We start from the raw sequence: 25,214 nt of genomic DNA, 5'->3' as shown, positions 1-25,214 counted from the left end.
TAAAAGGATCGCGACAGGGCGATTAAACTTCGGCAGTTTCCGACGGGACAAATGTCTTCTGGAACTCAGCGATTGCTGTTTCCATCAGTTGCTGAACTTCGTCGGACAGGTCCTTGGTTTCTTCGAGCTTCTCACGAATCTGTGGGTACTTTGCTTTCACAAAGTCGAGGTATTCCTCTTCCCAACGCAAGACATCGTTCACTGGGACTTCGTCCAAATGGCCACGGGTGCCAGCATAAATGCTGAGAACTTGATCGTAGACCACTAGTGGGTTGTATTGGCCCTGCTTCAGAAGCTCAACCATTCGGTAACCGCGATCAAGACGACGCTGGGTCGCTTCGTCGAGTTCGGTACCAAGCTGGGCAAACGCTTCCAATTCGCGGAATGCGGCGAGGTCGAGACGCAGACCACCGGCAACTTTCTTCATCGCTTTAATCTGGGCGTTACCACCCACGCGAGAAACAGAAATACCGACGTTCATAGCCGGACGAATACCGGAGAAGAACAAGTCAGGTTGCAAGTAAATCTGACCGTCAGTAATCGAAATCACGTTGGTTGGAATATAAGCGGAAACTTCGCCTTCCAGCGTTTCGATGATAGGCAACGAGGTCAACGAGCCACCACCGAGTTCGTCATTCAGCTTAGCCGAGCGTTCCAACAGGCGGCTATGGCAATAGAACACGTCACCAGGGTAGGCTTCACGACCTGGCGGACGACGCATCAGTAGCGAGAGTTCGCGGTAAGCAGCGGCTTGCTTCGACAAGTCGTCATAGACGATCAAAGCATGTTGGCCATTGAACATGAAGTACTCAGCCATGGCCGTACCAGCGTATGGTGCGACGTACTGAAGCGGAGCGGGGACACTCGCACCAGCTACGATCACTGTCGTGTAATCCATCGCACCGTAACGGCGAAGCGTTTCAACGACACCGGCAACCGAAGAGTCTTTCTGACCCACAGCGACGTAGAAGCATTTCACGCCGGTGTTCTTCTGGTTGAGAATCGCGTCGATAGCGATTGCCGTTTTACCTGTTTTACGGTCACCAATGATCAGCTCACGCTGGCCACGACCGACAGGAGTCATCGCGTCAACCGCTTTGATACCTGTCTGCATTGGTTCAGCGACTGGTTGACGTTCCGAAACGCCAGGAGCCAGGAACTCAACAGGGCGAGTTTCCGTGGTCTGAATGGGACCCATACCGTCCAGCGGGTTGCCGAGCGGGTCGACTACGCGACCGAGGACCGCATCGCCAACTGGAACGGAAAGCAGTGTACCCAGGGCTTTGACTTCGTCACCTTCTTTGATGGTGAGGTAGTCGCCGAGAATGATCACACCGACGCTGTTTTCTTCAAGGTTGAAGGCCAGGCCGATTGTGCCGTTGGGGAACTCGACCATTTCACCGGCCATGATGCCGGACAGGCCATAGACCCGAGCGATACCGTCACCCACTTCCAGGACACGACCAACTTCTCGCACGTCCACTTGCGTGTCGAACTGTTGGATTTCCTGCTTGATGACAGAAGCGATTTCGTCCGCGTTGAATTTCATGGAACTTACCGTCTACTGCTTTAACTCTGCGTTGAATTGGTGAATCGCTCGAGCGACGCCTTCGCCTGCTGAGCCGTTGTTTCAAGGGCCTTCTGCCGAAGTTGCTTCAGCTGGTTGGCGACGCTTCCGTCAAATACGGTGTCGCCAACATAAAGGACGAGTCCGCCGATCACAGATGGATCGATTTCCGACTTCAGTACGACGTCTCGGCCAAGCTTCGCTTTCAGACCTGCCGTCAAGTTGTCGGCCAACTCTTGGGGAAGCTCGGAAGCTGTTTTCGCGGTGACTTCAACCAATCCGAGTCGCTCGTTGTTGAGCTTAACGGCTGCGTTGTAAATCTCGCGAAGGCAATCCTGCCGTTCATGCTGAGTGACGACCTTCAGGAAAGTCAACAGCACAGGGCTCATCTTGTCGCCAAAGGCTTTATCCAGAACCGCAATACGTTGTTCTTCCGAAAGAATGCTCCCGGTAATCGCGTGATGAAGGTCCTCACGCTGATTGACGACGTCATGGATAAGGGAACCGAATTCTTCGAGGACAACGTCCGTTTGACCTGCATCGTCCGCGGCGCCTAGCAATGCTTTCGCATAGACGGCACCGATACGCTGCCGGCCGAGGTCGAACGTTTGTTTGTCGGAAGATGTTCCAGCCATGATGCGGAAGGATATCCTGACGGAGGTGAATACGTACTTGGTCGTCGATTTCTAACGGCGGACTAGTTGTTGCTAGGCAGCTTGGAAATCGAATCCTGGATAAGGTTTGCGTGATCTTCTGGCTTCAATTCCTTTCGGGTTATTTCCCCGGCAAGATCAACCGCCATGTTGACGGAAGCTTGGGCCAGTTCGTTGATCGCCGCACCCTTAGCTGCGTCGATTTCACGCGTTGCGCGGTCGAGAGTGGCCGATGCCGATTTCTCAGCGGCTGCCACGATCTGCTTAGCCTTTTCGTCGGCTGCTTGGATCGTCTCGTCACGCATCTGCTTGATCTCTTGTTGAGCTTCGGAAAGCTGACGAGTGTATTCAGCAAGCTTAGCGTTGGCCTGCTCGTACATCTCTTCGGCTTTCTTCATTTTGCCTTCCATCGAATTCTCGCGGGCCTTCAAGCCGTTAAGAATCGGTGCCCAGGCGAACTTGCCCAACACAATCACCAACACGAGAAACACGATCAAAGTAAACGCTGCCAAGTCGAGGCTTGCCTCGTGCGGGGCAGAAATCATCGCAGTTGCATCGTTGTGCGAAAGATCGTTTACGTTGTGAGCGTGCTCTTCAGGAGCATGGGCTCCTTCAGAAGGTTCCAGCGGGTCATGTTTGGCATGCTCCGCCGCCGTTTCGCCTTCTTCATGCTCAGCGTCTTCCGAAGGATTGTCTTCTTCGGCAGCAGCCATGGGAGCGGGGTCGTCAGCAGCTCCTTCTTCACCACCGTCTTGCGCCCATGTTGGAGCAACTAAGAGGCTGAAAAGCAGGAGAGCAACAAATGGGCTCCACACGGTTTGATTAATAAATGCGCTGCGCATCGTCTATCATTCCCAGGAAACGAACCTAAGGCGGGTTGGTGATTCAAAACCAGCAGGGATTGCTGCTGGAACGAATTAACCGAACCAGCAGATAACCAGGGCGAAGAAGGTAAAACCTTCGATAAGGGCCGCGGCGATAATCATCGCGGTTTGGATGTTACCAGCAACTTCAGGCTGGCGAGCCATGCTTTCCAGAGCGCTGCTGGCCAGCTTACCGATACCGTAGGCAGCACCGATAACGACCAAACCAATACCGAAGTAGTTGGTCATGACGAACGAATCGCCAGATTCTTGGGCCAGAGCAGGCATGGCACAAGCCAACAGGGCAACAACACTCAAGATGCTCAATTTGGCGAACTTGATCACGGAACAGGTCTCCTCAACCGTAGCGAAAGGCTTTAACGCGTATCTCGTTGAAACAAAGTTAACGTCACAAGGAAGCGAAACTCGCTTGCTCATCAACCGAGGAACATAGCCCTTAATGGCTATGGGTTTCGGAGTTAATGAACAGAGCTGAGAGTAACGCAAAGATGTAAGCTTGTAGGAACGCCACGAACAGTTCGAGGCAACTCAGAAGCACACATCCAATCAGAATCACAATCCCGACCGGCCAGGCAATGGCTCCAGACAGGTGTTGAATTTCAATGGCAAGGCCCATGATGGCCAAAAGCACAACGTGTCCGGCAACCATGTTCGCCAGAAGACGAACGCCGAGCACGGCATGTTTAATCAACAAGCCCAAGAGCTCGATGATGAACATCATCGGTTTGATCACCACGGCAATGACCGTAGGTAGTTCCATGCCAGGAACCAGGTTCATCCAAACTCCGACAGGGCCAAACTCTTTGGCACCAGCACCCATGCCTATAAATAGGACGGCAACCGCTAATGTTACCGTGACGCTGATGGAGCCTGTTGGCGAGCCCATCCAAGGGATCAGGCCGAATAAATTACAGCCTAGGATGAAGAAGAACAGCGTCCACAAGATCGGAACGAACTTGTCGGCACCGTGGTGAATGTTTGCTTTGGCGACATCCTTACGGAGGAACACCATGAAGACATCGATCAGGTTCCAGAGCCAACCTTTAGGGAGTTGTCCTTTGGAAACTCGCTTGGCATAGGCAATGAAAACAAATGCCATGATGATTGCCACGAAGAGCTCGATCACCATGAACTTCGAGATCGCGAAACCCGATTCCTTTTGGTAAAGGTTTCGAAGCTCAACTCCAGGCGGTTGCGGGATCAGAATCTTCCCACTCAGTGCACTGTTGTATGCTTCTATTTTCTCGGGAGTCCACTTGATATCCTTGATTTGCCGGTACTCGGCAACCGTAAAGGAATTGGTAAGTGCTTCCCCTTGAGCGGCCCATTCTGCTTCAGGCTTGTCCGATTGAGCCAGTTCCGCTAAGTAGCGTTTAACTGGGGCTCCATGGTGGCCGAATTCGTGCTGCCAATGTTCCCAGTTATGAATGAACTCCGATTCCGTTGGCAGGCCCTTGGCACCATCTTCTTTCAGGGCACCATAGACCTTTTTGGCTTGCCAAGTCTGGAAGTGAGGGTCAAGTCGGACCCACACATCGGGGAAATCGGCATGTGACTCGTGACCATGCCTCCACAACCACTTCGGAACCTCGAAGTAGTAACTGTCTTTAATGTGGAGCAGGATCTCGTCGGCGGCCATCGGCTAAACGGCTTTCTTAAAAGTGGATGTCTGCGATACGAGTTGAACTGCCAATATAGTTTCGACCGCGAGGGTCAAAAGATAGTAGACCAATATCATGCCAAACAATCCGGCCTCAGCAAGCGGGCCACCGGCTTTGTGCATCAACATTCCGAAAACTAGTGGAATTCCTGCTCGGAAAAACATGCCTAAGAGGACGGATTGGATCTTCATTTCACTGTCGCGAAAGAGGATCGTCAGCAGAAGTGCTGCTTCCATCGCCAACAGAACAACCGACGCGGCCGTTGCTGCTGCGAAGATACCGTTGATCTCAAAACGGGTATAGCCATAAGCGGCGAAAAGCGGGAATACACCGAGCACACCCAGCAGCATCCATAGACATGGCAGGAAGTCTTGCCATTTCAGCGGAGCAGATTGCTTTTCGGGGGTTGTCGCTTCGGTATCAGTCATCGCTTCGTCATGCGGGGCGTTGGGGTTAGTGAAGGGAGTCAGGAGTCGTCGTGATCCTGAGTTGATTGGGTGTCCTTCACACGTCCGCTGTTTTGCAACGAGGTCGCCATGACCACTAAGTGGGTCATGCCAAATATGAGCCCGACTAAAAAACCGACCAGAGCAAAGATCGAAAATTGGAAGCCAAGGGATTGGTCTAACCAATAGCCCAATAAGCCAGGCACAATCATTTCACCACAGATCGTAAAGATCCGTCCTACCCAAAGGTAAGCTCTCGCAATCGGATTCATTTCCGGTTCGAGGGGTGGAGCCAAGGCTCATTCCTCTATAAGTAGAGGTAGCTTCCGGCACGAACTGCCCAGTGGTCAGTTAGATCTGCCGTGAACTCATGGCGGTCAATCTATTTCATCGCTTGCAGAGGGTCAATTAGGTGAAACCGCCGAAGAGAGGGAATTCGTGGAATTTTTCACAAAGTCCGCCGCCATTGAATAAAGAGGTAGAAATACGTGCCATTTAGGGGTGGGCAAAAGTAGTTCCACAGCGGTGATTGGGCAGATTGCTTGGCAAACTCGCGATTTGCTTCGCTAATATTTTCTATAAACGGCAAAATTTAGCGGAAATCACTAAACCAGTCGAAGTTATAAGGCGTAACACCGGGCAGTGGTACGTTGCATTTGTACCTCAGTTTAGCTACAATTGGGCGTGTAACATGTCCTAGGAAAGCCACCCTGCAGAGCTGTTTGTGGTTCGCTCATAAGCAGAGCGGGGTTTCGCTCCACTATTCCTCTTATCCTTGGGTTAGTGGAGGCTTTTTCGGCAACTGACGGACCTGCCATTTGAGTATTGCACTCAAATAAACGTTCCCACCAACAACCAAACTTGGGGATGTCGTACCGGCATCCTGCTTTTCGCAAGTTCACTTCCCTTCCTTTTCACTTGCGTATCAGGTGAAGCTTCTGCTCAGGGATCGAGCGGGGCGAGTCGAATGACGGATGTCATGGACGACCACCCCAATTTATTTTGTCTCGAGGCGATTTCGGTCGTTTTCAATTGGCATTGGCCGCACATCCTTTGAGCCAGGAGGACTAGTCTTGATCACCGCCGCTTCTCTCAAAGAATATACAGCAAAGGACTTAGCTCAAATGGCGAAGCGTCGCGGAGTGACCGGATGGCACGCGATGCGGAAGGACGAGCTCGTGAAGGCGCTCATCAAAGCTGCCAAATCAAGCGGGACGACCAGTAAGAGCAAAGCCACTGCAAAACCTAAGAAAGCAAAGCCTGCCACTGCCCCGGCCATCAAGGCTAAGAAGGCTTCCGTCGCAAAGCCGAAGGCAGCTGCACCAACGAAAAAGCGATCGACCAAGGCTAAGCCGGTCAAGAAGTCTGATCCAAAGGTAGTCGAATCGATTCGATCCATGCATGAACAACGTCAGGCTGCGAAGGATCTCGGGACGAACGATTCGGACAATAGCAACGGCGATCGTCTTGTCTTGATGGTCCGAGACTCCTATTGGCTGCACGCCTGCTGGGAAGTCTCTCGCAAGTCGATCGAACGGGCTAAAGCAGCCCTCGCTCAAGACTGGCATACGTCAATACCAGTTCTGCGAGTCACAGAAGTCGATGGCGAAGTGATGACTAGTGGCTCAGAGCGATTGGTTCGCCAGATTGAAATCCATGGTGGAGTTAAAAACTGGTACATCGACGTTGTCGATCCGCCCAAGACATATCGTTGCCATCTCGGTTACTTGGCGACAAATGGACGTTTCCATGCAATTGCTCGAAGCAATGTCGTGACGACGCCCCGCCCGGGATCCTGCGAGGAGATTGACGAGAACTGGAACGACGTCGCTGAAAACGTCGAAAAGATCTACGCACTTAGCGGTGGATCAGACGAAGAGCACGCCGATGGTGAATTGCGAGAAATGTTGGAGCAGCGTTTCCGTCGGCCTGTCGGTATGCCGATGGCTGCTCGGTTGGGGCTCGTCGGCGATCAATTTACCAATGGCAAACCGAATCACGATTTCGACTTGAATATCGAAGTCGAGATGATCGTTTGTGGTACGACGAAAGCGGGCTCGTATGTCACGCTGTCAGGCGAACCGGTGAAAGTTCGGGAAGATGGAACGTTCATGGTCAAGATGGACTTTCCTGACAAGCGACAGATCTTCCCAATCGTTGCTCGCTCGAAAGATGGACTCGAGCAACGGACGATTGCCCTGGCGGTTGAAAGAAATACTAAGGCAATGGATCCGATTTCTCACGACCCTCGCGAGTCGAACGGAAGCTAGGCCTGTTTCGTTGGAAGTTGGGACTAGAGTAGGAAATTACGCAGTTTTCCTTCTTAATAATTGACGTCCCAAGCATTCAATTCAGCGCAGAGGTTGGTACGATGGCATTCGTACCAACCTTTTTTGTTTCTTGCCTAGAGGTTCATCGATGGTCTCTTCCCGCCGCGAATTCCTTGCTCATTGTTCAACCGCTGCTGCGGTAGGTTTCACCCTTTCCGCTCCTGGCTCGCTTCTCGCTGTAGAAAAACAAAATACAAGTGAGAGCAAACGCATCAAGAAGGCGGTTAAAATTGGGATGGTCGGGGTGCCTGGAACCCTCGCTGAGAAGATGACGGTTCTGAAGGAACTTGGTTTTGATGGCTTGGAGTTGGATTCTCCTGGAGGACCTGAGCCGAACGAAGTGCAGGAAGCCGTGAAGTCATCCGGTATTCCTGTCCATGGTGTCGTGGACTCCATTCACTGGAAGACGCGTCTGTCGGATCCAAGCGAAGAAGTGCGGCAGCAAGGATTGGAAGGATTGCTGACCGCCATCAAGGCCAGCAAAGCTTATGGAGGCACAAGCGTTTTGCTGGTTCCTGGGGTCGTCAATAAGGATGCGACCTACGAGCAATGCTGGGACCGCTCAATCGAGCAAATTAAAAAGGCTTTGCCACTCGCCACGGAATTGAACATTCAGATCTTGATGGAGAACGTTTGGAATAACTTTCTTACAGATCCAAAGGAAACCGCACGATTTATTGACGAGCTTGATAGCGAAATGGTGGGTGCCTACTTCGACGTCGGGAATACGGTGAAGTATTCACCACCGCATGAATGGGTGCCGATTCTCGGCCAGCGAATTAAGAAGCTCGACATCAAAGACTACGGTAAAGGAAAGGGGTTTGGCGCCAAGCTCCTAGAGGGAGATGTCGATTGGCCGAAGGTCATGGCAGAGCTTCGAGAAATTGATTATCAGGGATGGGCAACCGCTGAAATCTCTGGTGGCGGCAAAGAGCGTTTGACGGAAATTTCGGAGCGAATGGACCGTATTTTCGCCAGCTAGGTTGGAATGGCAAAAAATGGAAATAGTTGCCTGCCTGGCCTAGGCCGCAGGCAACTTTGCGACTTCAGGAATTGGCCCTAGTCGTAAGTCATACCTAATGAACATTTGGCTGACGTGAGATAGCGACTTGAACAAGTTGGTTCAGGCTGCCCGATTTAAGTCCACCCAAATCAAGGGCGACAAACTTGAAGCCAATTTGGGTCAGTGCCTCGTGAATAGCATGTCGTGTTTCATCGCGGGAAATAGTCTCGATTGACTCGAGCGGGACTTCCAGCCGGGCTAAGTCGCCTTCATGAAAGCGAACTCTTAGGTCTCGAATGCCAAGCTCACGCAAGAAGTCTTCCGCTCGCTCCACCATTTTGAGTCGCTCTGGTGTGACCTCCACGCCGTAGGCAATTCGGCTGGCAAGACATGGTGACGCAGGTCGATCCCATACGGGAATGTCCCATAGTCGCGCGATCTCTCGCAAAGTGGCTTTGTCAATTTCGCACTCCAAGAGAGGAGAGCGAACTCCGGAATTTTCGGCGGCAATCATCCCAGGGCGATGGTCTCCACGATCATCCAGATTGGCACCGTTGACGATTACTTCCGTCTGAAAGCGAGAACGAATTTCGGTGAGGTGATCGTATAGCTCAGATTTACAATGAAAGCATCGATCGGAGGCATTGGCAACATACCCAGGTCGCGAAAGTTCCGATGTCTCAATGATCTCGTGGCGAATGCCAATCGCGGTGGCGACTTCTTTGGCGATTTTCAAGTCTCTCTGGGCAACGCTTGGGCTTTTGGCCGTAACCGCGAATGCGTTGTCGCCGAGGGCCAGAACGGCTGCCTTGGCGACGACACTGCTATCTACGCCCCCAGAGAAAGCTACGAGGCAAGTTTCCAGATCCTGAAACCAGGCGAGAAGTCGATCACTAGCGGAGGGCAGGGGAGGGGCTGGCATTCAATCTACGCGAAAAAGGCAGGGCATTGGGCTCAAACTAGAACACTAGAGTAATTTTAGGCAGGGTAGCACATTAGAACAACGATCCCTAAATTACCGACGAAATGGCTCGTTCAATCATCTCACGCTTTGCCAACTTCTGTTTCCAGGCCTTAGGGATCCCGATTTCTCCCCAATAGGCGCCAGCAAGTTGGCCACAAATCGCGCCCGTAGTGTCCGCATCATCTCCAAGGTTTACGGCCTTGAGGACTGCTTCCTGGAAATCGTCAGCATCGTGAAAAGCCCATAACGCTGCTTCCAGGCTTTTCACAACGTAACCACTGCCTTGAATCTCAGGGGGCTTTCGTTCGCGAAAACTTCCGTGAGCAACTTCGGCGACTTCCGACGTTAATGGAGCGGCGATCGTCATTCTTTGGAAGGGAAGCCATTTCGTGGAAAGTACTTCTTCGCGTTCGTGCCCAGATATAAGACCGGCGAGAATCAGGCCAATGTAACGACAAGCAGAGCGGCTGATGTCGCTTGCATGTGTTGGAAGACTCGATTCTTCTGCATATTGAACGAGCTCTTCAACGCAGTCTGGCAGGAGGTGAGCGAAATGAATTGGGACTGGTGCAAGTCGCATGATCGACCCATTTCCGCTGGAACTTGCTTCGGTGTTTCCCGAGGTAGAAGCATCTCTTGACGAGGCAAAACGGAGAAGGGCGGTTCGTGTTGCAATTCCGATGTCAAAGCACGTACCTGTTACGGAGTACTTGCCATGTTGCATCCAGTTCAGGTATCGCGTTGCTTGATCGTTGAGATTCCAGCCTGACTCGCCAATGCTATCCGCTAGAGCCAACGCCATACTTGTGTCGTCGGTCCATTCACCTGGGCCAATATCGTGCGGGCCTCCTCCTCGAAAATCGGTTACAGGTGGAAAGCTGCCTGGCAGCTTAAATTCCACCGCAGCCCCCAGGGCATCCCCAATGGCCAGCCCAAAGAAACATCCGCGTTTGCGATCGGTGATATTTTCGTCGCTCATGCCTGCATGACTATCGCATAGAAACCATCAAATCCAGGCTCAGCTACGAAGGTCTTAGACTTGATGGACAGAAATTATCGTGGACTAGAAATCCAATTAGACCAATCAAAGCACGCCCAGGAGGACTCGAACCTCCGACCTGCGGTTTAGAAGACCGCTGCTCTATCCAGCTGAGCTATGGGCGCAAAAGCTTGTGAAGATACAAGTTCCTCTGATTCTAGCCAATGAAGCCGAATCGCCAAGGCAGACTTTATCGGGAAAGGGGCAAATCTCTCCCGATAATACTGCCTATTTATGGAACATGTACTTTGAGGGGACACAATGGGCTCCGAAAGGATCGGCGGCAAGCTGGTAATCTTGGGATTCAGCTATTGCTAAAGATCGTTTTTCAGGACGATTCGGTACCGGGCTTTGCCAGACTCAAGGTGTTCCAAGGCATCATTAACTTTTGACATAGGCATTTCCTCGACGACAGGGGCGATACCATGTCGGCCCCCGAACTCGAGCATCTTTCTCGAAAGTTCAGGGCTGCCGATGGGAGAACCTCCGATCGTGCGTTCCCCTGCAATAACCGGGAACCATGTGGCCTCGATTTTGGGAATCGCTCCGACAATGTGCAGGCGACCTCCAGGCTTCAGGAGATTTACGTAGGAGTCCCAGTCGAGCATTGCGTTGACGGTAACCAATACGAGATCGTACTTGCCGGCCGCCGATCCTAATGCTTCTTTGTCCTTAGAGTTAACAAAATGATGGGCGCCCATTTCCTTCGTCTCTTCTTCCTTGTCAGGAGACGTTGAAAAGGCAGTTACTTCGCAGCCCCAGGCTTTAGCAAACTGAAGAGCCATGTGACCGAGTCCGCCAATTCCGACGACCGCCACATGGTGCATGGGAGAAACATCACTAAGGATTAGCGGATTGAAGACCGTTATCCCGCCACAAAACATGGGGCCAACTTTGGCAGCCTCAACGTTTTCGGGAATGGGAATCGCCCAGGCTCCTTGGCAGCGAACCTTATTGGCGAAGCCTCCGTTGCGACCGACGATTGTGTCGTTTCCATTAGGGCAACGGTGATGATTGCCGGACATGCACTCAGGGCAAACCATGCAAGAGCGAGCCTTCCAGCCGAGGCCCACTTTTTGCCCTGTTTGGAGATGCTTAACTTGCTCTCCAACCGTAGCTATTTTTCCGACAACCTCGTGACCGGGAACGAACGGGTAGGTTGAAATGCCCCAGTCATTGTTGGCCATGCTTAAGTCGCTATGACAAAGACCACAATAGTCGACATCAATTTCGACTTCGTCCGGCAGAAGTTCGCCAGGGTCGTATTCGAAGGGTTCGAGTGGTTTTCCAGCAGCGGTAGCAGCGAAAGCTTTAATACTCATCGAGACGTTCCTCGGATATCAGGTCGGCGGATTTTCTGCCATTTCAGGCAGTGTACCTTTGGTTGATTATCGCGAAGAAATCGTTCTCGTGAAGAATCTACGGCGATTCGTCCGTAGTTTCTTCTGTCGTGTCTGGTTCCGAACTGTCTGCCGAATCCTCTGTCTCGGAAGGTTCATTTGAAGAGCCGGAACCTTCGTCCGAAGCTTCATCTGCAGTCTCTTCCGGATTCATAGGCGAATTGGACTCTTCTTCACCATCGAGCTTTTCGCTTTCGTCAGATTCTTCGGGGGTGTCATCAGCTGGGGTGGAGCCTTCGCTTGCCGAATCGGATGGCTGAGGCTGAGCGGGAGTCGTTGGCAGCAACATGCCATTTCCGCCTGAAATGTTCGGGAACATTCGCCCAGGCCCGCCGCTTGGCTGAGTGGTGGCTTGATTGATTGGAATGGAAAGCTGATTCCGATTGAGAAGAACCTTGGCGACATCTTCGGCTTTGACGACATAATACCAATCGGCGAAGCGGGTATTGAGATCAAAGATCTTACGCAGGGCAGCATTCTTCTTTTCGCGATACGCCGTCATTGCGGCATCATTTTCCTGCAGAATCTTTTCACGAGCTTTTGCTTGAGCCTCAATGTCTTCGCCTTCACCTTCTTTGATCTCAGGGACTTCCTGCAAATTAGGGGGCGGTAGCATTTCATCAACCAATTCGGTCTGTACGAAAAGGAACTGTTGCTTTTCGTCCTTGTTGTCACCACCGAGCTTTTCGAGACCAAACAAGAGGCGATATCGAATTGCATCTTGCGTTTCGATCACAAGTTCACCATTTAAGCCGACGATCTGAGCCTCATCTTCGCCAGGTAAGACAAAAGGGAAAAAGCCATTGGCCACCAACGTTGGTAGATCTTCTTGTTTAAGATCCTGCAGTCCGTTCCCTTTCTTCAAAGCTTCGGCCAGTTGCTCTGGTTTGCGGAAGACGTCGACGATCGTCAGATCATCAAGAGAATTCTTTATTTCATCCAGTTTGGGAGCGTTCAATTGTTGGCCGGCAGGGATCTCTGCCGCGGTCAGTTGAGCTTGATCACCGTCAGCAGCTTCCTGCAGTTCGATCAGCTCCCATTTGCTCTTTTCGGCATCAAATGCAACGGTGGCATCCATTTGGGGTAAAACTTCAATACGACCGCCGGCAACTTGCATGGTGTAATTCCGGAAGCGAAGCGAAGCGACGTCGAACGGATTGATTTGCAGCAAGTCTTTCTCAATCCAGTCTGAAAACTCAGTGGAAAAGACGGATGGATCGAGACGTACAAGATAGACCCGATCTCGACCTGGAACGCGAACGTAACGAAGTTGGGGGTCCTCTTTATCAGCAGCACCGATGATGATGTTGGCGAGCGTCTTGTCTGATTTATCGTCGATAGTGACCATTTGACCGACGCCTTCGTCGGCGGAGGAAACCGCATTGGCATTCGGTTCCACAACGCCATATTCAGCATGTTGGCCAGGCAAGTCGCTAACAATTCGCAGCACGATTAAGTCGACCAGGCTGTTGGCAGCTTGAGTCATGTGCTGAGTCGCGTTGGCTGGATAGCCTCCTTTGGAAGTGATTTGCCATCCGTCAGAAGTGTTCGAGACTTCGAAGCGGCGAATCTGCCCTCGCTCGGCGTCATACTGCGTAATCTGCATCGACTCCGCTTGTAGCGGATCGGTGAAGTCTGGGAACAACGCTTGATTGACTTCTTCTTCCGGAGCACTCGTTGCCGTTGCTGGACGAGAGACATATGCCAAGCCACCTACGATTAAGGCAACGGCCAGAAAAACCAAAGTTTTGACGGCTTCACTCATGACGTATTGCTTTGCAATCAGTATGAAAAATGGTTTATGCAAAAGGTGATTGTGGAACGCATTTATTTAATGATGCGGTCCTTCGACAGGCCTTCACGTTCTTTCAAACGACGCAAGACGAAGACGATAATTCCAATCACAATTGGTGGAATCGGAGGCAGGGCTACTGCCAAAGTTTTCACCTGGTTCTGATAATAGAGAACCTTTCGATTGAGCTCACGTGTAATGCGTTGTTGTTCCCGTTCCAGATTGGCTTCAATCTTCTTCACGGCAGCACGTTGCTTGTTGTCGACGTCTTGTTGACGCTGGGCAAGTTCCAGTTGCAACGCTTGCACTTCACGAAGTTCCTCGGGACGAATCTCGCCACCTTGGTTGGCCCGTGCGTTGAGCGTGTTGATCTTTTTGTTCAGCTCTTCCAGTGGCTTTTGAAGTTCTTTTTCGAGCTTTTCCTGTTGTGCTTGAGCATTTAAAGCCGCTTCGCGAAGAGCTAGATCCCCCTCGGTCTTAGCCGTTTCGGTTAGCTCTTCCATCAGTCCCAAACGGGCAATCGGTGCGCTTCGACTACGAATTGGAATGTACTCGTCGTCGCCGGCTAGTTTGTCGATCAGATTGAGCAAGAAGTTAGTGTTGTCGATCTGCATTTCTGAGCTATCAGCACTTTGCGCTCGAAGTTGCACGAAGGCACTATGCAGCAGATCAATATCGCTGACCATGGCGACATGGATGGCACCATCGGGCGTCACATCTTCGTTTGCGTCCGTCGTTTCTTCCTCTGAGCCTTCCTCCTCCTTTTCTTTCGACTTTTCCGCTTCTGCGGCATTGGCAGCAATAGAAGGAGGCATGCCTTCAATCATCGCAGCGAGCACGAACGGAGTGGGAGGAGCTCCGTTGGGGCCGTAAGCAGGCTGTCGTTTTGCTTCCAATCGACGTTGGTCTTGCCGCGAGCTTGTCAAATCTTGAAGCGTAACCGTACCGACTTTCGTTCCGGTAGTGACAAGCGGAATGAATGTCATCGACTTTGGAAAGTCTGGCTGCTTCTTAATGGCACCGGTGTAAAGGAACAACAGTTGTTGCAGATCTTTTGTTACATCTACGGTTTCGTTCAGTGCGGTGTATTCAGGTGCTCCGGGAGTGACACGGTCCGCGAAGACATATTCCTTCGTAATCGCTCCCAGGTTCCGCAGGCGAACTTCCGGGTTGTAATCTTGCCAAATTACATAGGGCTGGAAGTAACGATCGGTTGGCAACTGCTTGCCTGGCATTGAAATATGAAGCAAGTCCCAAAGTTGGCGAATGTCACCCTTTTGTTCGGGGGGACGTCGGCCTGGGAAAGGGTTGCGTTTATCCTGTCCAATCGGCGTGGCCTGAGCCATCATCGCTGGGGCCGGGTCGTCAAAGATGGCCGTGGGAGTTCCGGCCTTGATAACGTCGAGGAGGTTCTTCATCCCCTGGGGTGAAAGACTTGACGGCTGTACCGCTAGAAGCACATCGTAGGCTGTTGGATCGATCGCGGATGTCGGATCGACTTCGATCACGTCATACTGCTTTTCCAATTCGGTGATCACTTGTTGCGGCGGAATGTTTTGGAAACCACCGAGCGGGTTTTGTTGGATACCGCCAAACAGTTGGGCATCTGTCTGTAAAACGCCCAGCCGTTTACGTTTCTTCTCGGAAACCGTACCGATCGAGCGAACCAATTCGTATTCGACAGGAACACCGTTGTCGAAAAATGGAATCACAACTTTGTCCAGTCCTCGTTGAACGGCTGCTCCGAGAATGACTTCTTCTTGGGCAAGGGCTCCACGCTCTTGAGAGATCACTTCGCGAGGAACAATACCGTACGTCTCGCGGGCGATATCGGCCGTTTCGCTAAATGGCTCGAGACCGTCGTGAATGACGACGTTGATCTTCGATCCATTTAGGGCCCGGAATTCATTCAGGTAATTGATCAAATCGAGCTTGGTTTGGGCATAGTGCTTGGGGACCGAGCCACTAACAAACGCTTCAATGCGCACCGGTTGTTCCGTCGAGAGATTGCGAATAAGTTCCTTTGTTTCAGGAAGCAAGCTGCTCGTGCGGTTTTCGGTGTAGTCCCACCGAACGTCATTCATAACGAAGAAAAGGGTGCCGGCAAATGCAATCACCAGGAGGCACGTCGCACGGACGAGATAGTGCCCTAATAAGGATTCGCCATCTTTACCGCCAAGCCAATGACGCCGACCAATTAACACCATTGCCAAGTAAATCCCGACAACAATCATCATCAGGAAGTAGGCCAGCGAACTGATCGAAATCACACCGCGGCCGAAGTCGGCAAACTGCTTACCCATACTTGCTTCGCTTAGGAAGCCAACCCATTCGCTCTGCGTAACAAACGCATCAGAGTACTGTAGCAAGACAAACGGAGCGTTGACCAAAATACCAAGCACGAATCCAAGCGTTAGGTTATTGGTCATAAACGAGGCCACCATGCCCAGGGCAATCATGGTCAGGCCAATAAACCAGTAGCCGATGTATGTCGTGATGAACAGACCGGCATCCAGGGAGCCAATCGAAAGAGCGTCGAGGACGAGGAAATTACAGACTTGCGAGAATCCCAGCGAAACACTGAACACTGAGACAGCAGCCAAATACTTACCGATCACAATGTCAAAGTCGGTTGCCGGCAACGTGAGTAGCAATTCATCCGTGCCGAGACGTTTTTCGTCTGCCCACAACCCCATCGTAATTGTTGGGATAAAGATGAGCATGATGAGCGTGATCTGTGAATTGAGTTCGTTCAAATTAGCCAGGTTGGCATTGAAGAACTCGTGCGGCCAGAACGCAGCCATCGACGTCAGCAACACAAAGATGGCTAGAAAGACGTAGCCAGTTGGGTTGCTGAAGTAAGATTTGAAGTTGCGTTTCATCACCGCATACGAAGCCTTTTTGGCAATCGAAAGCGGAATAAGCAAAACAAAGAATGCCAACGCGAACAGCAAGTCGAACAGTACAAGTGTTGCAAGTTTGAAGTAAAACTCGGCGGACATGTTGCGTTACCGTGTTGTCTGCGAAAGTTAGGAATATTCGATCAGGAAATCGTCGAGCAGCGGTGCCTAGTTGGCCGGAGCGGGTTCTTCACCATCCGGCGTCGTTAAAGCATTCACGCCTTTGGTCATGCGATAGAACGCATCATCCAGAGACTCGCCGGGCTGTTTCATCGCGTCGACTTTGCCATCATAAATCAGGCGGCCTTCGTTGATCACGATGGCACGTGTCGCCAACGCGTCGACTTCCTGAAAAATGTGGGTGGAAAGCAAGATTGTCTTCTCTTGGCCCAACCGACGAATCATGTCGCGCACTCCGCGGATTTGATTGGGATCGAGGCCTGAAGTTGGTTCGTCCAGGATAAGCACTTCTGGCTCGTGCAAAATGGCCTGAGCCATTCCAACACGCTGTTTGTACCCCTTGGAAAGTTTTGAGATCGGTTTGTGTAAGACTGTATGGAGATTACACAAATCGACCACCGCATCGATGCGTTCAGTACGTTTATCGGGGCTCATACCGCGAGCTTCGCCGATGAACCAAAGCAAGCTATGCGGAGTCGCATCGGGATAAAGCGGGCCATTTTCTGGCAGATAGCCAAGGACAGACGATCCTTGCAACCGCTGCGTCGCCATGTTGTATCCGGCGATGCGAGCAACCCCTTCGCTCGGGGAAAGGTATCCCGTCAGCAGTTTCATCGTCGTGCTTTTGCCGGCGCCGTTTGGGCCGAGAAACGCGACCACTTCGCCGCGATGGACTTTAAAACTGATTTCTCGAGAAGCGGCGAAGATTCCGTAGAACTTGGAAAGCCGATCGGCCTCGATCATCGGAAGATCGGAATTGTGATCAACCATAGCAGTTCGTTTTCTCTGGCTGTCCGAAGGTACAGGGCAGGGGCCCGAGGATGAGATGAGCCGCTGCGTTAACGTAAGTTAAAACACGTAGTGTAACGCAAGCACAGGATGACACAAACTCCGGACTGGTTAAGACTTGCCGAAATTCAAAGTCATCCAGGTAGGATTTGTTGAAAAGTCGCTACGGAAGATCTGACAACCGTAGCGGAAGGTGGTGATTCCAGTTTGCGTCGTCGGTTTGAGGGAAGTCCATTCGCAAGTGAACGCCGCGCGATTCCTGTCTCAGGTAGGCTGCTCGGGCCATTACCTGGGCGACGACCAACATGTTTTGCAGTTCCCATCCGCTTGGGTGGTCGAACTGCTGCGGGAGGACGTATCGGCACCATGCTTCGATCGTTTCGATGGCATCCTCCAACCCTCGGGCATCACGTCGCACGCCGACATTTCGCCACATGAGGCTTTTCAGCGAGTTTCGAATGTCACTCAAGTCGAGTGGTTCGCTGGGAGGAGCAACGGATTGGGTCAGGTTGACCGCTTCAAAACGATCGGGCGTTGCAAGGGCCCGTTGGGACGCATTGCTACCGGTCCTCTTACCGTATACGAGTCCTTCCAGCAAACTGTTCGATGCCAAACGGTTTGCGCCGTGGAGGCCACTGCTCGTTACTTCGCCGGCAGCCCACAAATTGGGTATGGAAGTCTGGCCGTTTGTGTCGACGGAGATTCCTCCGATCATATAGTGTGCGCCTGGACGAACAGGGATACGATCGGTGGTAATGTCGATTCCGAATTTCTTGCACCCGGCATAAATGCTTGGGAAGCGGCCACGCACAAAGTCGGCGTCCAGATGATCTAACTTTAAATAGACGTTCGGATGCTTGGTGAGCTCCATTTGCGAGACGATGGCCTGAGAAACGACATCGCGTGGGGCGAGTTCTCCGCGTGGGTCATAGTCCTTCATGAACCGATGGCCATTTCGGTCGACCAGATGACCACCTTCGCCTCGGACTGCTTCGGTGATTAGGCTGCGGCTACTACCTGCAATGTATAGCACCGTCGGATGGAACTGCATGAATTCCATGTCGCGGGTTTGTGCTCCGGCTCTAAGGGCCATCGCAATGCCATCTCCTGTGGCGACGCCTGGGTTGGTTGATTCACGATAGATTTGACCGACGCCGCCGGAAGCCAGGATCGTTTGTTTGGCCCAAATGAGCGTTCGGCCATGCTTTTCATCCGAGGCCAACGCTCCGCGACAAACACCTTCATGGGTGATCAAGTCTTGGGTGAACTCGTTTTGCCAAATTTGGATATTGGCGCGAGATCGAACCATTTCGACCACTGACCGAATCACTTCTTTGCCGGTCGCATCGCCCAATGCATGAACGATACGATCTCGGCCATGCCCACCTTCCCGGGTCAGAGCCAACCGACCATCGATTCGATCAAACTCGGTACCCCAGCGGATCAGCTCACGAATACACTCGGGACCTTCATGCACTACCAAGTCGACAACATTTTTATCGCACAAACTTCCGCCAGCTACGATCGTATCGGCGGCATGGTCTTCAAAGCGATCTTCATCGTCCAGGACCCCCGCGATACCGCCTTGCGCATAATTGCTGTTGGATTCCTGAATTTGCTCTTTGGAGAGAATCAAAGCTGAGAGCTTGGGATCGATCTCTAGAGCAGCTCGAAGTCCGGCAATCCCTCCACCGATGATGAGAACGTCGGTGAAATAGTGCGAGACGCTTTTGGGATGAAACGGAACGAGGTATCGAGGGACGTGCGGTGCCATGCGCCTGATGACGTTTGTATCGTGCATGACAGGAAAGTGATGACTGGCTTGGGGTAGCGGTCAGCCAAATTCCCTGCGAAATATGCGCGGCTAGGTGAAAGTCAGGGGAATCTCTTATTTTGCCTTAACAGAGCCTTTATTGAGAAGCCCCCTTAAGATAGGCGCGATACTGTTCCATGAACGAGGGTGGCGGACTACTACGCTGGGCATCTCGCGTGCCACCAGAGGTCGTTTGGCGAGCCTCGACGCGGCGTGTTGTATCATTGCCTTGAGACAGCCCAAGACTTCTTAGTGCGTCGTTTAACTCTTGCGTTGCGGCGGAATCTTCTGAGTCAGCAGCCTGTTTCATTTGCTGCCAGCGTTGGACGAAGCGAGCGAACTCTTCTTTGCTCCATCCCAGCTTGTCGAGCAACTCCTGGTCTGGCGTGGCTTGATGTTCTAATTCGTCCAGCACCATATCAGTTGCTTTTTTGGCATATTCAAGATTCGCGGCATCCTCGCCAGGCTCAACGCGAGGGCCATCATAATTCTGCGGCGTGTTGTTTCCTTCCAATCCGCCCCCTTGAGGAATGGCTGAATTTCCGGGGCCACGCCCTGACTGTTGCGGATCGGATTGTTTTTGCTGTGAATCTTGTGGCCCTTGCTCCGATTCCGCGCCTTCCATGCCGGCTTGCTGGCCTGCGGGAGAGTTGGTTGTGCTAGAGCCTTCTCCCATTTGGTCGCTGGTCGATCCTGTCGACTCTTCGCTTTGGGGGCCTTCGCCTCCTTCTTGGCCTGTTTCTCCTTCGCCTTGCTGGTTGGCCGCACCGGCTCCTTCGTCAGCTGCACTGGTGCTGCCGGCGCTGTCGTTTCCAGCTTGCTTGGCTGATTGCCCACCGCCGGAACCGCCGTCACCACTTTGGTCGCCGCGAGTTTCTCCTTTACCGTCAGACTGTTTATCGCTGTTGGAAGGAGACTTCGGTTGGTCCCCTTCGCCTTCCGAGTTACGGTCCTCGGGCTTCATGTTATTGGAGTCTTGCTCGTTCGCTTTCTCGCTTGACTCGGGACTTCCGGATTCCCTTTCGTTCCCCTTGCTTCCAGCACCGGAACTGGTGTTGTCGCCCATCCCGTTGTCGCCGGAGCGTTCGGAATCTTGCGAGGGGTTCATCTCGTTATCTTCTTGAACTGCTCCACCTTTGTTTTCGCCGGCGCCTTCTTCGTTGTTTCGGGTATTTCGTTGTCCGGTTTTGCCTTCGTTATTATCTTTCGTTCCTGGTTGGCCTTCCTGCTTTTCGGTACCAGAAGCGTTCTCGCCGCCAGCCGACTCCTCTGGCGTCATTCCGTCGCCGTTACTTCCTTCTTCAGGCTGCGTACCATCTTTTTGGCCGTTCGAGTCCTCTTGTCCTGCTTGCCCTTGATTTCCTGACCCTTGTTTTGACTGGCCATCTTGATTGGAATTTTCTTGTTCCTCATTTCCTCCGGAGCCGTCCGACATACCCTCTTGAGATGGTTGCGATTCGCCGGTCGATTGCCCATCTCCCGATTTTTGCTGGGCATTCGCATCGCCATTTTCTGGGGAAGACGGTTTTCCTTGCTGCTGTTCTTTATCGTTCAGGTATTCCTGGATTTTCTCGAAGGCATCGCCATCTTGAGAACCATCCGACGCGATAGGATCGTCTTGCTTTTCTACGGTTGAATTTTCGTTTGGTTGTGTCGAAGAGTCACCTTCTTGAAGCTCGCCGCTTTGATTCGGATCGCCAGCCTTACCGGTCCCTTTTCCGCTGGGGTTCCCGGAAGACTCCGATTGGTTCTGTTCGCGTTGTTGATCATCAGAGGCCTCAGAAGCTTCACCGCCGGTGCCGCCACTGCTTTGTGATTGCGACTGCTGATCGCCCCCCTCTTGCTGAGATTCGCCTTGGCCACCTTCCCCTGGCTGTGGATCGCCCATCTGGGGTTGGCCAGACTGATCGCCATCTTTCGACTCTGATCCTTCACCTGGCTGCGGATCTTGGTTTTGATCGCCTTCCTGCTTCTGCGAAGAACTGCCGCTCCCCTGACCATCTTGCGACTGTTCCGACTCGCCAGAGTTTTCGCCTTCCTGCGGATTATCGGATTGGCCTTTCATGCCCTCTTCGCCGGAATCTCCGTCTGAGCCACCTTCGCCTTGCTCACCTTCTTCTCCTTTGTCGCCATCGGACATGTCGCCAGACTCACCGTCTTCCGAGCCTTCTCCCGAATCACCACCTTGTTCACCAGATTCGCCCGAATCGTTCTGCTCTTCCGACTGCATTTCTTCTTCACTTTCGGAGCCACCTTCCGAGGAATTGTCGGCTGGCTGGCCTTCGACCGCTTCAATAATGCGGATCGTGCGAGGGCGTGTCTCTGCGAGATTGGGTTTCAGGTTGCCAGCGAAATCGGTACGGGTGTCTTCTGCAATCCCGGTCAGTTTGACGACATCCCCCACATTCAGCCGATGGTCCTTGGGTAGAAAATTCCAAGCCTGAATGACTTGTCCCGACTTCGGCTGCTTGAGGATTGACTCATTAAAAATGGCTTTCCCATTCAATGCCGCATCGCGCGAGACTGTGCCGGTGACACGAATTTGACGAATGCCGTAGTCGGGATCGATGGCTCGCAAGCGAACCGCCAAGCTTTGGTTAATCGGGAGGTCTAGCTCCGATGCCGTTGGTTCGATGAATTCAATTTCCGGCGGAAGATCTCGGACGACGTCAATGTGGTACAGAACCGGATGAGGATTGAGCACACCATCTTCGGTACGGAATCGAATTTGGTACGAACGAAACTTGCCTGCCGATCCGGCATCGTTCAATTCCAAGGGGAATCGTACCGACGCGATTGTCGACTCTTCGGAATCGACTTTCATCGGAAGTGTATTCAGGGAAACGACCGGAGAATCTTCGATGGGATCGAATTCGAGGTATGCCTTTTGAATGGGCCGGTTACTCTTCGCGCGAATCGTGACCATGCTGCCCTCAAGGGCGCGGATATGCCCGTCACCATCTTGCTGCCAGGGGGACTCGCCGGTGTAGGCTGGGAACTCGTACCGCAAAGATGTGACGTCAATTGATGGAGCTTCCAACGTGGTCACTTCGAAGTCACGCGTAGCGGCATCCCCGGCTTCGACTCGGTAGGTCAAATCTTGTTGGATGCCAGACTCGGAAGGACGTAGCTTGGCCACATAATTAAAGCCATCTTCGCTAAGTTCCAGCGGAATGGCTTGGTCAGTCAGCTGGCCATCTTTGGTCGAGTAGATCACTTCCAGTCGATCGTCATCGGTCACGTCATGTAACTTGACGATCACGTCGATTTCCTCGCCCTGGTAGATCTGCGCATCGCCGGGCTGAACGTCGATGATTTTGACGCGGGAAGGACGCGCAATGTCATTCCACGGCATCGCAATTCGTGCTGCCGTTTGTAATGGGTCTTTGGGGGATAAGACCGTATACAATCCAAAAAGTACCGCGAGACCTGCGAGGACGTATCCGATACGGATTGCCTTGGAATAGTCGACGAGATGTTCTAGCGAGAGCGACGAAATGTCCGAAGCCGCTTGCGTTTGAACGGCATCCAAGACAGCTTTGCGTGTGCCTTGTTGGTTCTGGCTAAGGAACAAGAAGTTGAGCAGGCTATTCTTTAGAGTTGGCTGTCCTTGCTCGATCATCTTGGCTGCGTACAGCGGGTTGATCGAGTTGAAGAGCAGGGGAGCAACATAGACCCATAGGAAGCCTGCTGCTGCGGCCACGTATACCAAAAATGCAATCAAACGAGCCGTGAAGCTTAGGCCTACAATCCAATGATCGACAACAGCCAGAATCAAAAGAAATAGGAGCGACCCCGCAGCAAAAAGAAGAAGCCCTGCTGCGAGCTCGGCGAGCTTCACATTTCGCCGTGTCCGGTTGATCTTGTTGCGAATGAAGTCGGGACCGACCGCTACTTTTGTAGAAGGCTTAGTGGTCGTCAGATTGCTGGATGCGTCAGTCGACATGAATTCTCTCGGCGATTGCCGGAAACGCGTTGATTTTCCAAGGGAAACGCGCGTTTGGGATGAAAAGTGGGAGACTCCCTATTATAGAAGACGACTTTGCCAGCGTCGGGGTTTTCGCACGAAATATATGCCGACAGATCCCCTCTGCGGAAGTGTGCGGTGTTCCAGCGGTTAGCACACTATTGGCAGAATCGGTTGAATCGTATGTTATGCCGATTATTCGCTTTGTCTCGCCAACGCGAAGCGGCTAACGCGATAATCTCGAAGACTTTGCGGTCGCGTAAAATTCTCGAAGTTGCTGCTGTTCCGCAATCGACAGTTGGCTGCCGTCCACGTACACCTCGTCGACGTGGGACAATTTGCGCAGGTAAGGAAGATCGCTGCTGCTGATAGGTGTGTTGAACAGTGCAATGCCACGCAGGTTGGGCAGGTCCGCTAATTTCAAGAGCTTTTCGCCGCTAACGTTCGTGTTGCTCAGATCAATCCATTCCAGCGACTTAACACCGACGAGGTGATCCAACGAATCAGAGTTCAGCTTGGTTCCGTGCAAGTGGATCTCGCGAAGACTAGGAAGCGAGGCGATCGCGGCAATTCCGGTGCTTGTAACGTTCGTGTTGTTCAAGCGAAGGGTTTGGAGCGACTTCAGCGACTTAATTTGGGCAATCCCTTCGTCGGTTACGCTTGTGTCAGACAGATCGAGTTCTTCCAACGATGGGAAGAATTCGAGCGAAGCCAAAAACTGGTCGCCGGCGTCGGTGTGGTTTACATCGAGCATTCGAAGTTTCAAGGCCGAGTTTTGCATAGGGCAGGGAGCATCTTCGAGAGACGATTTTGCCACGGAAAGATGCTCGATGTTTGGCATCCCAGCCAATTGAGCAAGTCCATCCATCGTGATCTTGGAACGCTCGAAGCAAACCTCAGCAAGACTCTTCAGTTGAGCAACCTGGCCTGCAACTTCGTCGTCTACCTTTTCCCCCTGAAGGGAAAGCTTGCCGAGGCTGGGGAAATCCCCTTTCTGCAAATACCAAGGACCCGTCAAATCAGCATCTAAGACCGTCAGCGTGTTGAGCTTCGGCAACTGCTTCAGGTAATGAAAGCTCTGTCGAGTAACCGGCAGTTCTTCCAGTTCGATATGCTTCAAGTTTCGGAGTTCTTCGAGGTACCAGATGCCGTGGTCAGAGACTTTGGTTTCGGCAATACGAATTGCTTCCAGGCTCGGCAGTTCCGCCACGGTCGACATGCCGCTGTCGTCCAAGCTGTTGTGCAGCTGAAGTTCGGCGAGCTGAGACATCTGCCGCAAGCAATTGCGGACGTTGCCTTCCGGAGGCGTGTTGTGAAGCGAAAGGAGTTTGACCGAAGGGAGCTGCAACAGAAGGTCCCAGTGGTCATCCTTCATTTTGGCACCATCGACACGGATGCAACCATATTCTGGCCAATTGACGATCTCGTCAGACAACGAGGCGCCGTAACCGAACAGGCAACCGCTTTGTTCCAGCGTTGCAACGATGCGTTCCAGTTCGGGGTCGACTGGACCACCAACATCAATGGGAACAGGAGGGAAGGCAACCGGAGGCTGTGCGTCTAGACCGTCGGCCTGACTCAGAAAAATCGCGCTCGCAATAAGTAAGAAAGCCCCGCGCCGCATGGAATACCCTCCTGATTGTCGGGAAAATCGCCGCTGCGACTCCCGATACGTTCCGTCCTTGCTTGCCCCTGACGTACTGATTATTGAACGCCAGAAGCGGGGAACTTTCAATATCGGAAGCCACGTATTTAGCAGAATTCGCACAACCCGCACAATCGTTAAGGTCGCAACGCGAATTCAAATACCGCTAATATCAAATCCG

General features: G+C 52.3%; 18 protein-coding genes and 1 tRNA gene. 2 read left to right on the top strand and 17 right to left on the bottom strand.

Going from position 1 to position 25,214, the window contains the following annotated elements:
* Window positions 1-22: 22 nt before the first annotated feature.
* The 7 genes from atpA to LA756_RS09365 form a co-directional block, all read right to left on the bottom strand.
* Window positions 23-1,549 carry a F0F1 ATP synthase subunit alpha gene (gene atpA, locus LA756_RS09395; RefSeq protein ID WP_224439615.1) on the bottom strand — a complete coding sequence of 509 codons (1,527 nt, stop codon included), beginning with the start codon at window positions 1,547-1,549 and terminating at the stop codon, window positions 23-25.
* A gap of 20 nt (window positions 1,550-1,569) precedes the next feature.
* Entirely contained in the window at window positions 1,570-2,202 is a 633-nt protein-coding gene (gene atpH, locus LA756_RS09390; protein ID WP_224439614.1) for an ATP synthase F1 subunit delta, read from the bottom strand.
* Window positions 2,203-2,264: 62 nt separating this feature from the next.
* A complete protein-coding gene (locus LA756_RS09385) occupies window positions 2,265-3,062 on the bottom strand; it encodes an ATP synthase F0 subunit B (RefSeq protein WP_224439613.1) in 798 nt (265 codons plus the stop codon).
* Between the two features lie 75 nt (window positions 3,063-3,137).
* Complete coding sequence (atpE, locus tag LA756_RS09380) at window positions 3,138-3,371, bottom strand: ATP synthase F0 subunit C (protein WP_261362106.1); 234 nt, start codon at window positions 3,369-3,371, stop codon at window positions 3,138-3,140.
* A gap of 169 nt (window positions 3,372-3,540) precedes the next feature.
* Window positions 3,541-4,743: a F0F1 ATP synthase subunit A gene (gene atpB, locus LA756_RS09375; RefSeq protein WP_224439612.1), complete on the bottom strand. Its 1,203-nt coding sequence runs from the start codon at window positions 4,741-4,743 to the stop codon at window positions 3,541-3,543.
* Window positions 4,744-4,746: 3 nt separating this feature from the next.
* Window positions 4,747-5,193: a hypothetical protein gene (locus tag LA756_RS09370; RefSeq protein ID WP_224439611.1), complete on the bottom strand. Its 447-nt coding sequence runs from the start codon at window positions 5,191-5,193 to the stop codon at window positions 4,747-4,749.
* 38 nt (window positions 5,194-5,231) lie between these two features.
* Window positions 5,232-5,507 carry a sodium/proton-translocating pyrophosphatase gene (locus LA756_RS09365; RefSeq protein WP_224439610.1) on the bottom strand — a complete coding sequence of 92 codons (276 nt, stop codon included), beginning with the start codon at window positions 5,505-5,507 and terminating at the stop codon, window positions 5,232-5,234.
* Between the two features lie 828 nt (window positions 5,508-6,335).
* Here LA756_RS09365 and LA756_RS09360 point away from each other — a divergent pair.
* Both LA756_RS09360 and LA756_RS09355 read left to right on the top strand, forming a co-directional pair.
* Entirely contained in the window at window positions 6,336-7,481 is a 1,146-nt protein-coding gene (locus LA756_RS09360; protein ID WP_261362097.1) for a DUF4912 domain-containing protein, read from the top strand.
* A 148-nt stretch (window positions 7,482-7,629) separates the two neighbouring features.
* On the top strand, window positions 7,630-8,523 hold the full coding sequence (locus LA756_RS09355; RefSeq protein WP_224439608.1) for a sugar phosphate isomerase/epimerase: 894 nt from the start codon (window positions 7,630-7,632) through the stop codon (window positions 8,521-8,523).
* 94 nt (window positions 8,524-8,617) lie between these two features.
* Here the strand turns inward: LA756_RS09355 and larE are convergent, their stop codons facing one another.
* From larE to LA756_RS09305, 10 genes are all read right to left on the bottom strand, one after another.
* Window positions 8,618-9,466, bottom strand: coding sequence for an ATP-dependent sacrificial sulfur transferase LarE (gene larE, locus LA756_RS09350; RefSeq protein WP_224439607.1), 849 nt, complete (start codon window positions 9,464-9,466; stop codon window positions 8,618-8,620).
* Between the two features lie 88 nt (window positions 9,467-9,554).
* Window positions 9,555-10,487 carry an ADP-ribosylglycohydrolase family protein gene (locus LA756_RS09345; protein ID WP_224439606.1) on the bottom strand — a complete coding sequence of 311 codons (933 nt, stop codon included), beginning with the start codon at window positions 10,485-10,487 and terminating at the stop codon, window positions 9,555-9,557.
* A 111-nt stretch (window positions 10,488-10,598) separates the two neighbouring features.
* Window positions 10,599-10,672 (bottom strand) — tRNA-Arg (locus tag LA756_RS09340).
* A 189-nt stretch (window positions 10,673-10,861) separates the two neighbouring features.
* Window positions 10,862-11,869 carry an NAD(P)-dependent alcohol dehydrogenase gene (locus LA756_RS09335; protein WP_224439605.1) on the bottom strand — a complete coding sequence of 336 codons (1,008 nt, stop codon included), beginning with the start codon at window positions 11,867-11,869 and terminating at the stop codon, window positions 10,862-10,864.
* A 97-nt stretch (window positions 11,870-11,966) separates the two neighbouring features.
* Window positions 11,967-13,712: a DUF4340 domain-containing protein gene (locus LA756_RS09330; RefSeq protein WP_224439604.1), complete on the bottom strand. Its 1,746-nt coding sequence runs from the start codon at window positions 13,710-13,712 to the stop codon at window positions 11,967-11,969.
* Window positions 13,713-13,774: 62 nt separating this feature from the next.
* Window positions 13,775-16,741 (bottom strand): Gldg family protein, encoded by a 2,967-nt coding sequence (locus LA756_RS09325; RefSeq protein WP_224439603.1) that lies wholly within the window; start codon window positions 16,739-16,741, stop codon window positions 13,775-13,777.
* A 66-nt stretch (window positions 16,742-16,807) separates the two neighbouring features.
* Complete coding sequence (locus LA756_RS09320) at window positions 16,808-17,590, bottom strand: ABC transporter ATP-binding protein (RefSeq protein ID WP_224439602.1); 783 nt, start codon at window positions 17,588-17,590, stop codon at window positions 16,808-16,810.
* 181 nt (window positions 17,591-17,771) lie between these two features.
* The gene (gene nadB / locus LA756_RS09315; protein WP_224439601.1) at window positions 17,772-19,382 is read right to left on the bottom strand and encodes an L-aspartate oxidase; all 1,611 of its coding nucleotides are present in this window, start codon (window positions 19,380-19,382) and stop codon (window positions 17,772-17,774) included.
* Window positions 19,383-19,518: 136 nt separating this feature from the next.
* Entirely contained in the window at window positions 19,519-23,367 is a 3,849-nt protein-coding gene (locus tag LA756_RS09310; protein ID WP_224439600.1) for a DUF4175 family protein, read from the bottom strand.
* A gap of 247 nt (window positions 23,368-23,614) precedes the next feature.
* Window positions 23,615-25,012: a leucine-rich repeat domain-containing protein gene (locus tag LA756_RS09305; protein ID WP_224439599.1), complete on the bottom strand. Its 1,398-nt coding sequence runs from the start codon at window positions 25,010-25,012 to the stop codon at window positions 23,615-23,617.
* Window positions 25,013-25,214: the final 202 nt, after the last annotated feature.

Source organism: Bremerella sp. TYQ1 (assembly GCF_020150455.1).
GTDB classification, from domain to species: domain Bacteria; phylum Planctomycetota; class Planctomycetia; order Pirellulales; family Pirellulaceae; genus Bremerella; species Bremerella volcania_A.
This window is presented reverse-complemented; position numbering and strand designations above follow the sequence as displayed.

Excerpts from the sequence above, each read along its gene's own strand:
- LA756_RS09305 (WP_224439599.1), bottom strand. The coding sequence starts at position 25,012 with ATGCGGCGCGGGGCTTTCTTACTTATTGCGAGCGCGATTTTTCTGAGT.
- atpB (WP_224439612.1), bottom strand. The coding sequence starts at position 4,743 with ATGGCCGCCGACGAGATCCTGCTCCACATTAAAGACAGTTACTACTTC.
- LA756_RS09370 (WP_224439611.1), bottom strand. The coding sequence starts at position 5,193 with ATGACTGATACCGAAGCGACAACCCCCGAAAAGCAATCTGCTCCGCTG.
- LA756_RS09335 (WP_224439605.1), bottom strand. The coding sequence starts at position 11,869 with ATGAGTATTAAAGCTTTCGCTGCTACCGCTGCTGGAAAACCACTCGAA.
- atpH (WP_224439614.1), bottom strand. The coding sequence starts at position 2,202 with ATGGCTGGAACATCTTCCGACAAACAAACGTTCGACCTCGGCCGGCAG.
- LA756_RS09345 (WP_224439606.1), bottom strand. The coding sequence starts at position 10,487 with ATGAGCGACGAAAATATCACCGATCGCAAACGCGGATGTTTCTTTGGG.
- atpE (WP_261362106.1), bottom strand. The coding sequence starts at position 3,371 with ATGCCTGCTCTGGCCCAAGAATCTGGCGATTCGTTCGTCATGACCAAC.
- LA756_RS09330 (WP_224439604.1), bottom strand. The coding sequence starts at position 13,712 with ATGAGTGAAGCCGTCAAAACTTTGGTTTTTCTGGCCGTTGCCTTAATC.
- atpA (WP_224439615.1), bottom strand. The coding sequence starts at position 1,549 with ATGAAATTCAACGCGGACGAAATCGCTTCTGTCATCAAGCAGGAAATC.
- LA756_RS09325 (WP_224439603.1), bottom strand. The coding sequence starts at position 16,741 with ATGTCCGCCGAGTTTTACTTCAAACTTGCAACACTTGTACTGTTCGAC.
- larE (WP_224439607.1), bottom strand. The coding sequence starts at position 9,466 with ATGCCAGCCCCTCCCCTGCCCTCCGCTAGTGATCGACTTCTCGCCTGG.
- LA756_RS09355 (WP_224439608.1), top strand. The coding sequence starts at position 7,630 with ATGGTCTCTTCCCGCCGCGAATTCCTTGCTCATTGTTCAACCGCTGCT.
- nadB (WP_224439601.1), bottom strand. The coding sequence starts at position 19,382 with ATGGCACCGCACGTCCCTCGATACCTCGTTCCGTTTCATCCCAAAAGC.
- LA756_RS09385 (WP_224439613.1), bottom strand. The coding sequence starts at position 3,062 with ATGCGCAGCGCATTTATTAATCAAACCGTGTGGAGCCCATTTGTTGCT.
- LA756_RS09320 (WP_224439602.1), bottom strand. The coding sequence starts at position 17,590 with ATGGTTGATCACAATTCCGATCTTCCGATGATCGAGGCCGATCGGCTT.
- LA756_RS09310 (WP_224439600.1), bottom strand. The coding sequence starts at position 23,367 with ATGTCGACTGACGCATCCAGCAATCTGACGACCACTAAGCCTTCTACA.
- LA756_RS09360 (WP_261362097.1), top strand. The coding sequence starts at position 6,336 with ATGGCGAAGCGTCGCGGAGTGACCGGATGGCACGCGATGCGGAAGGAC.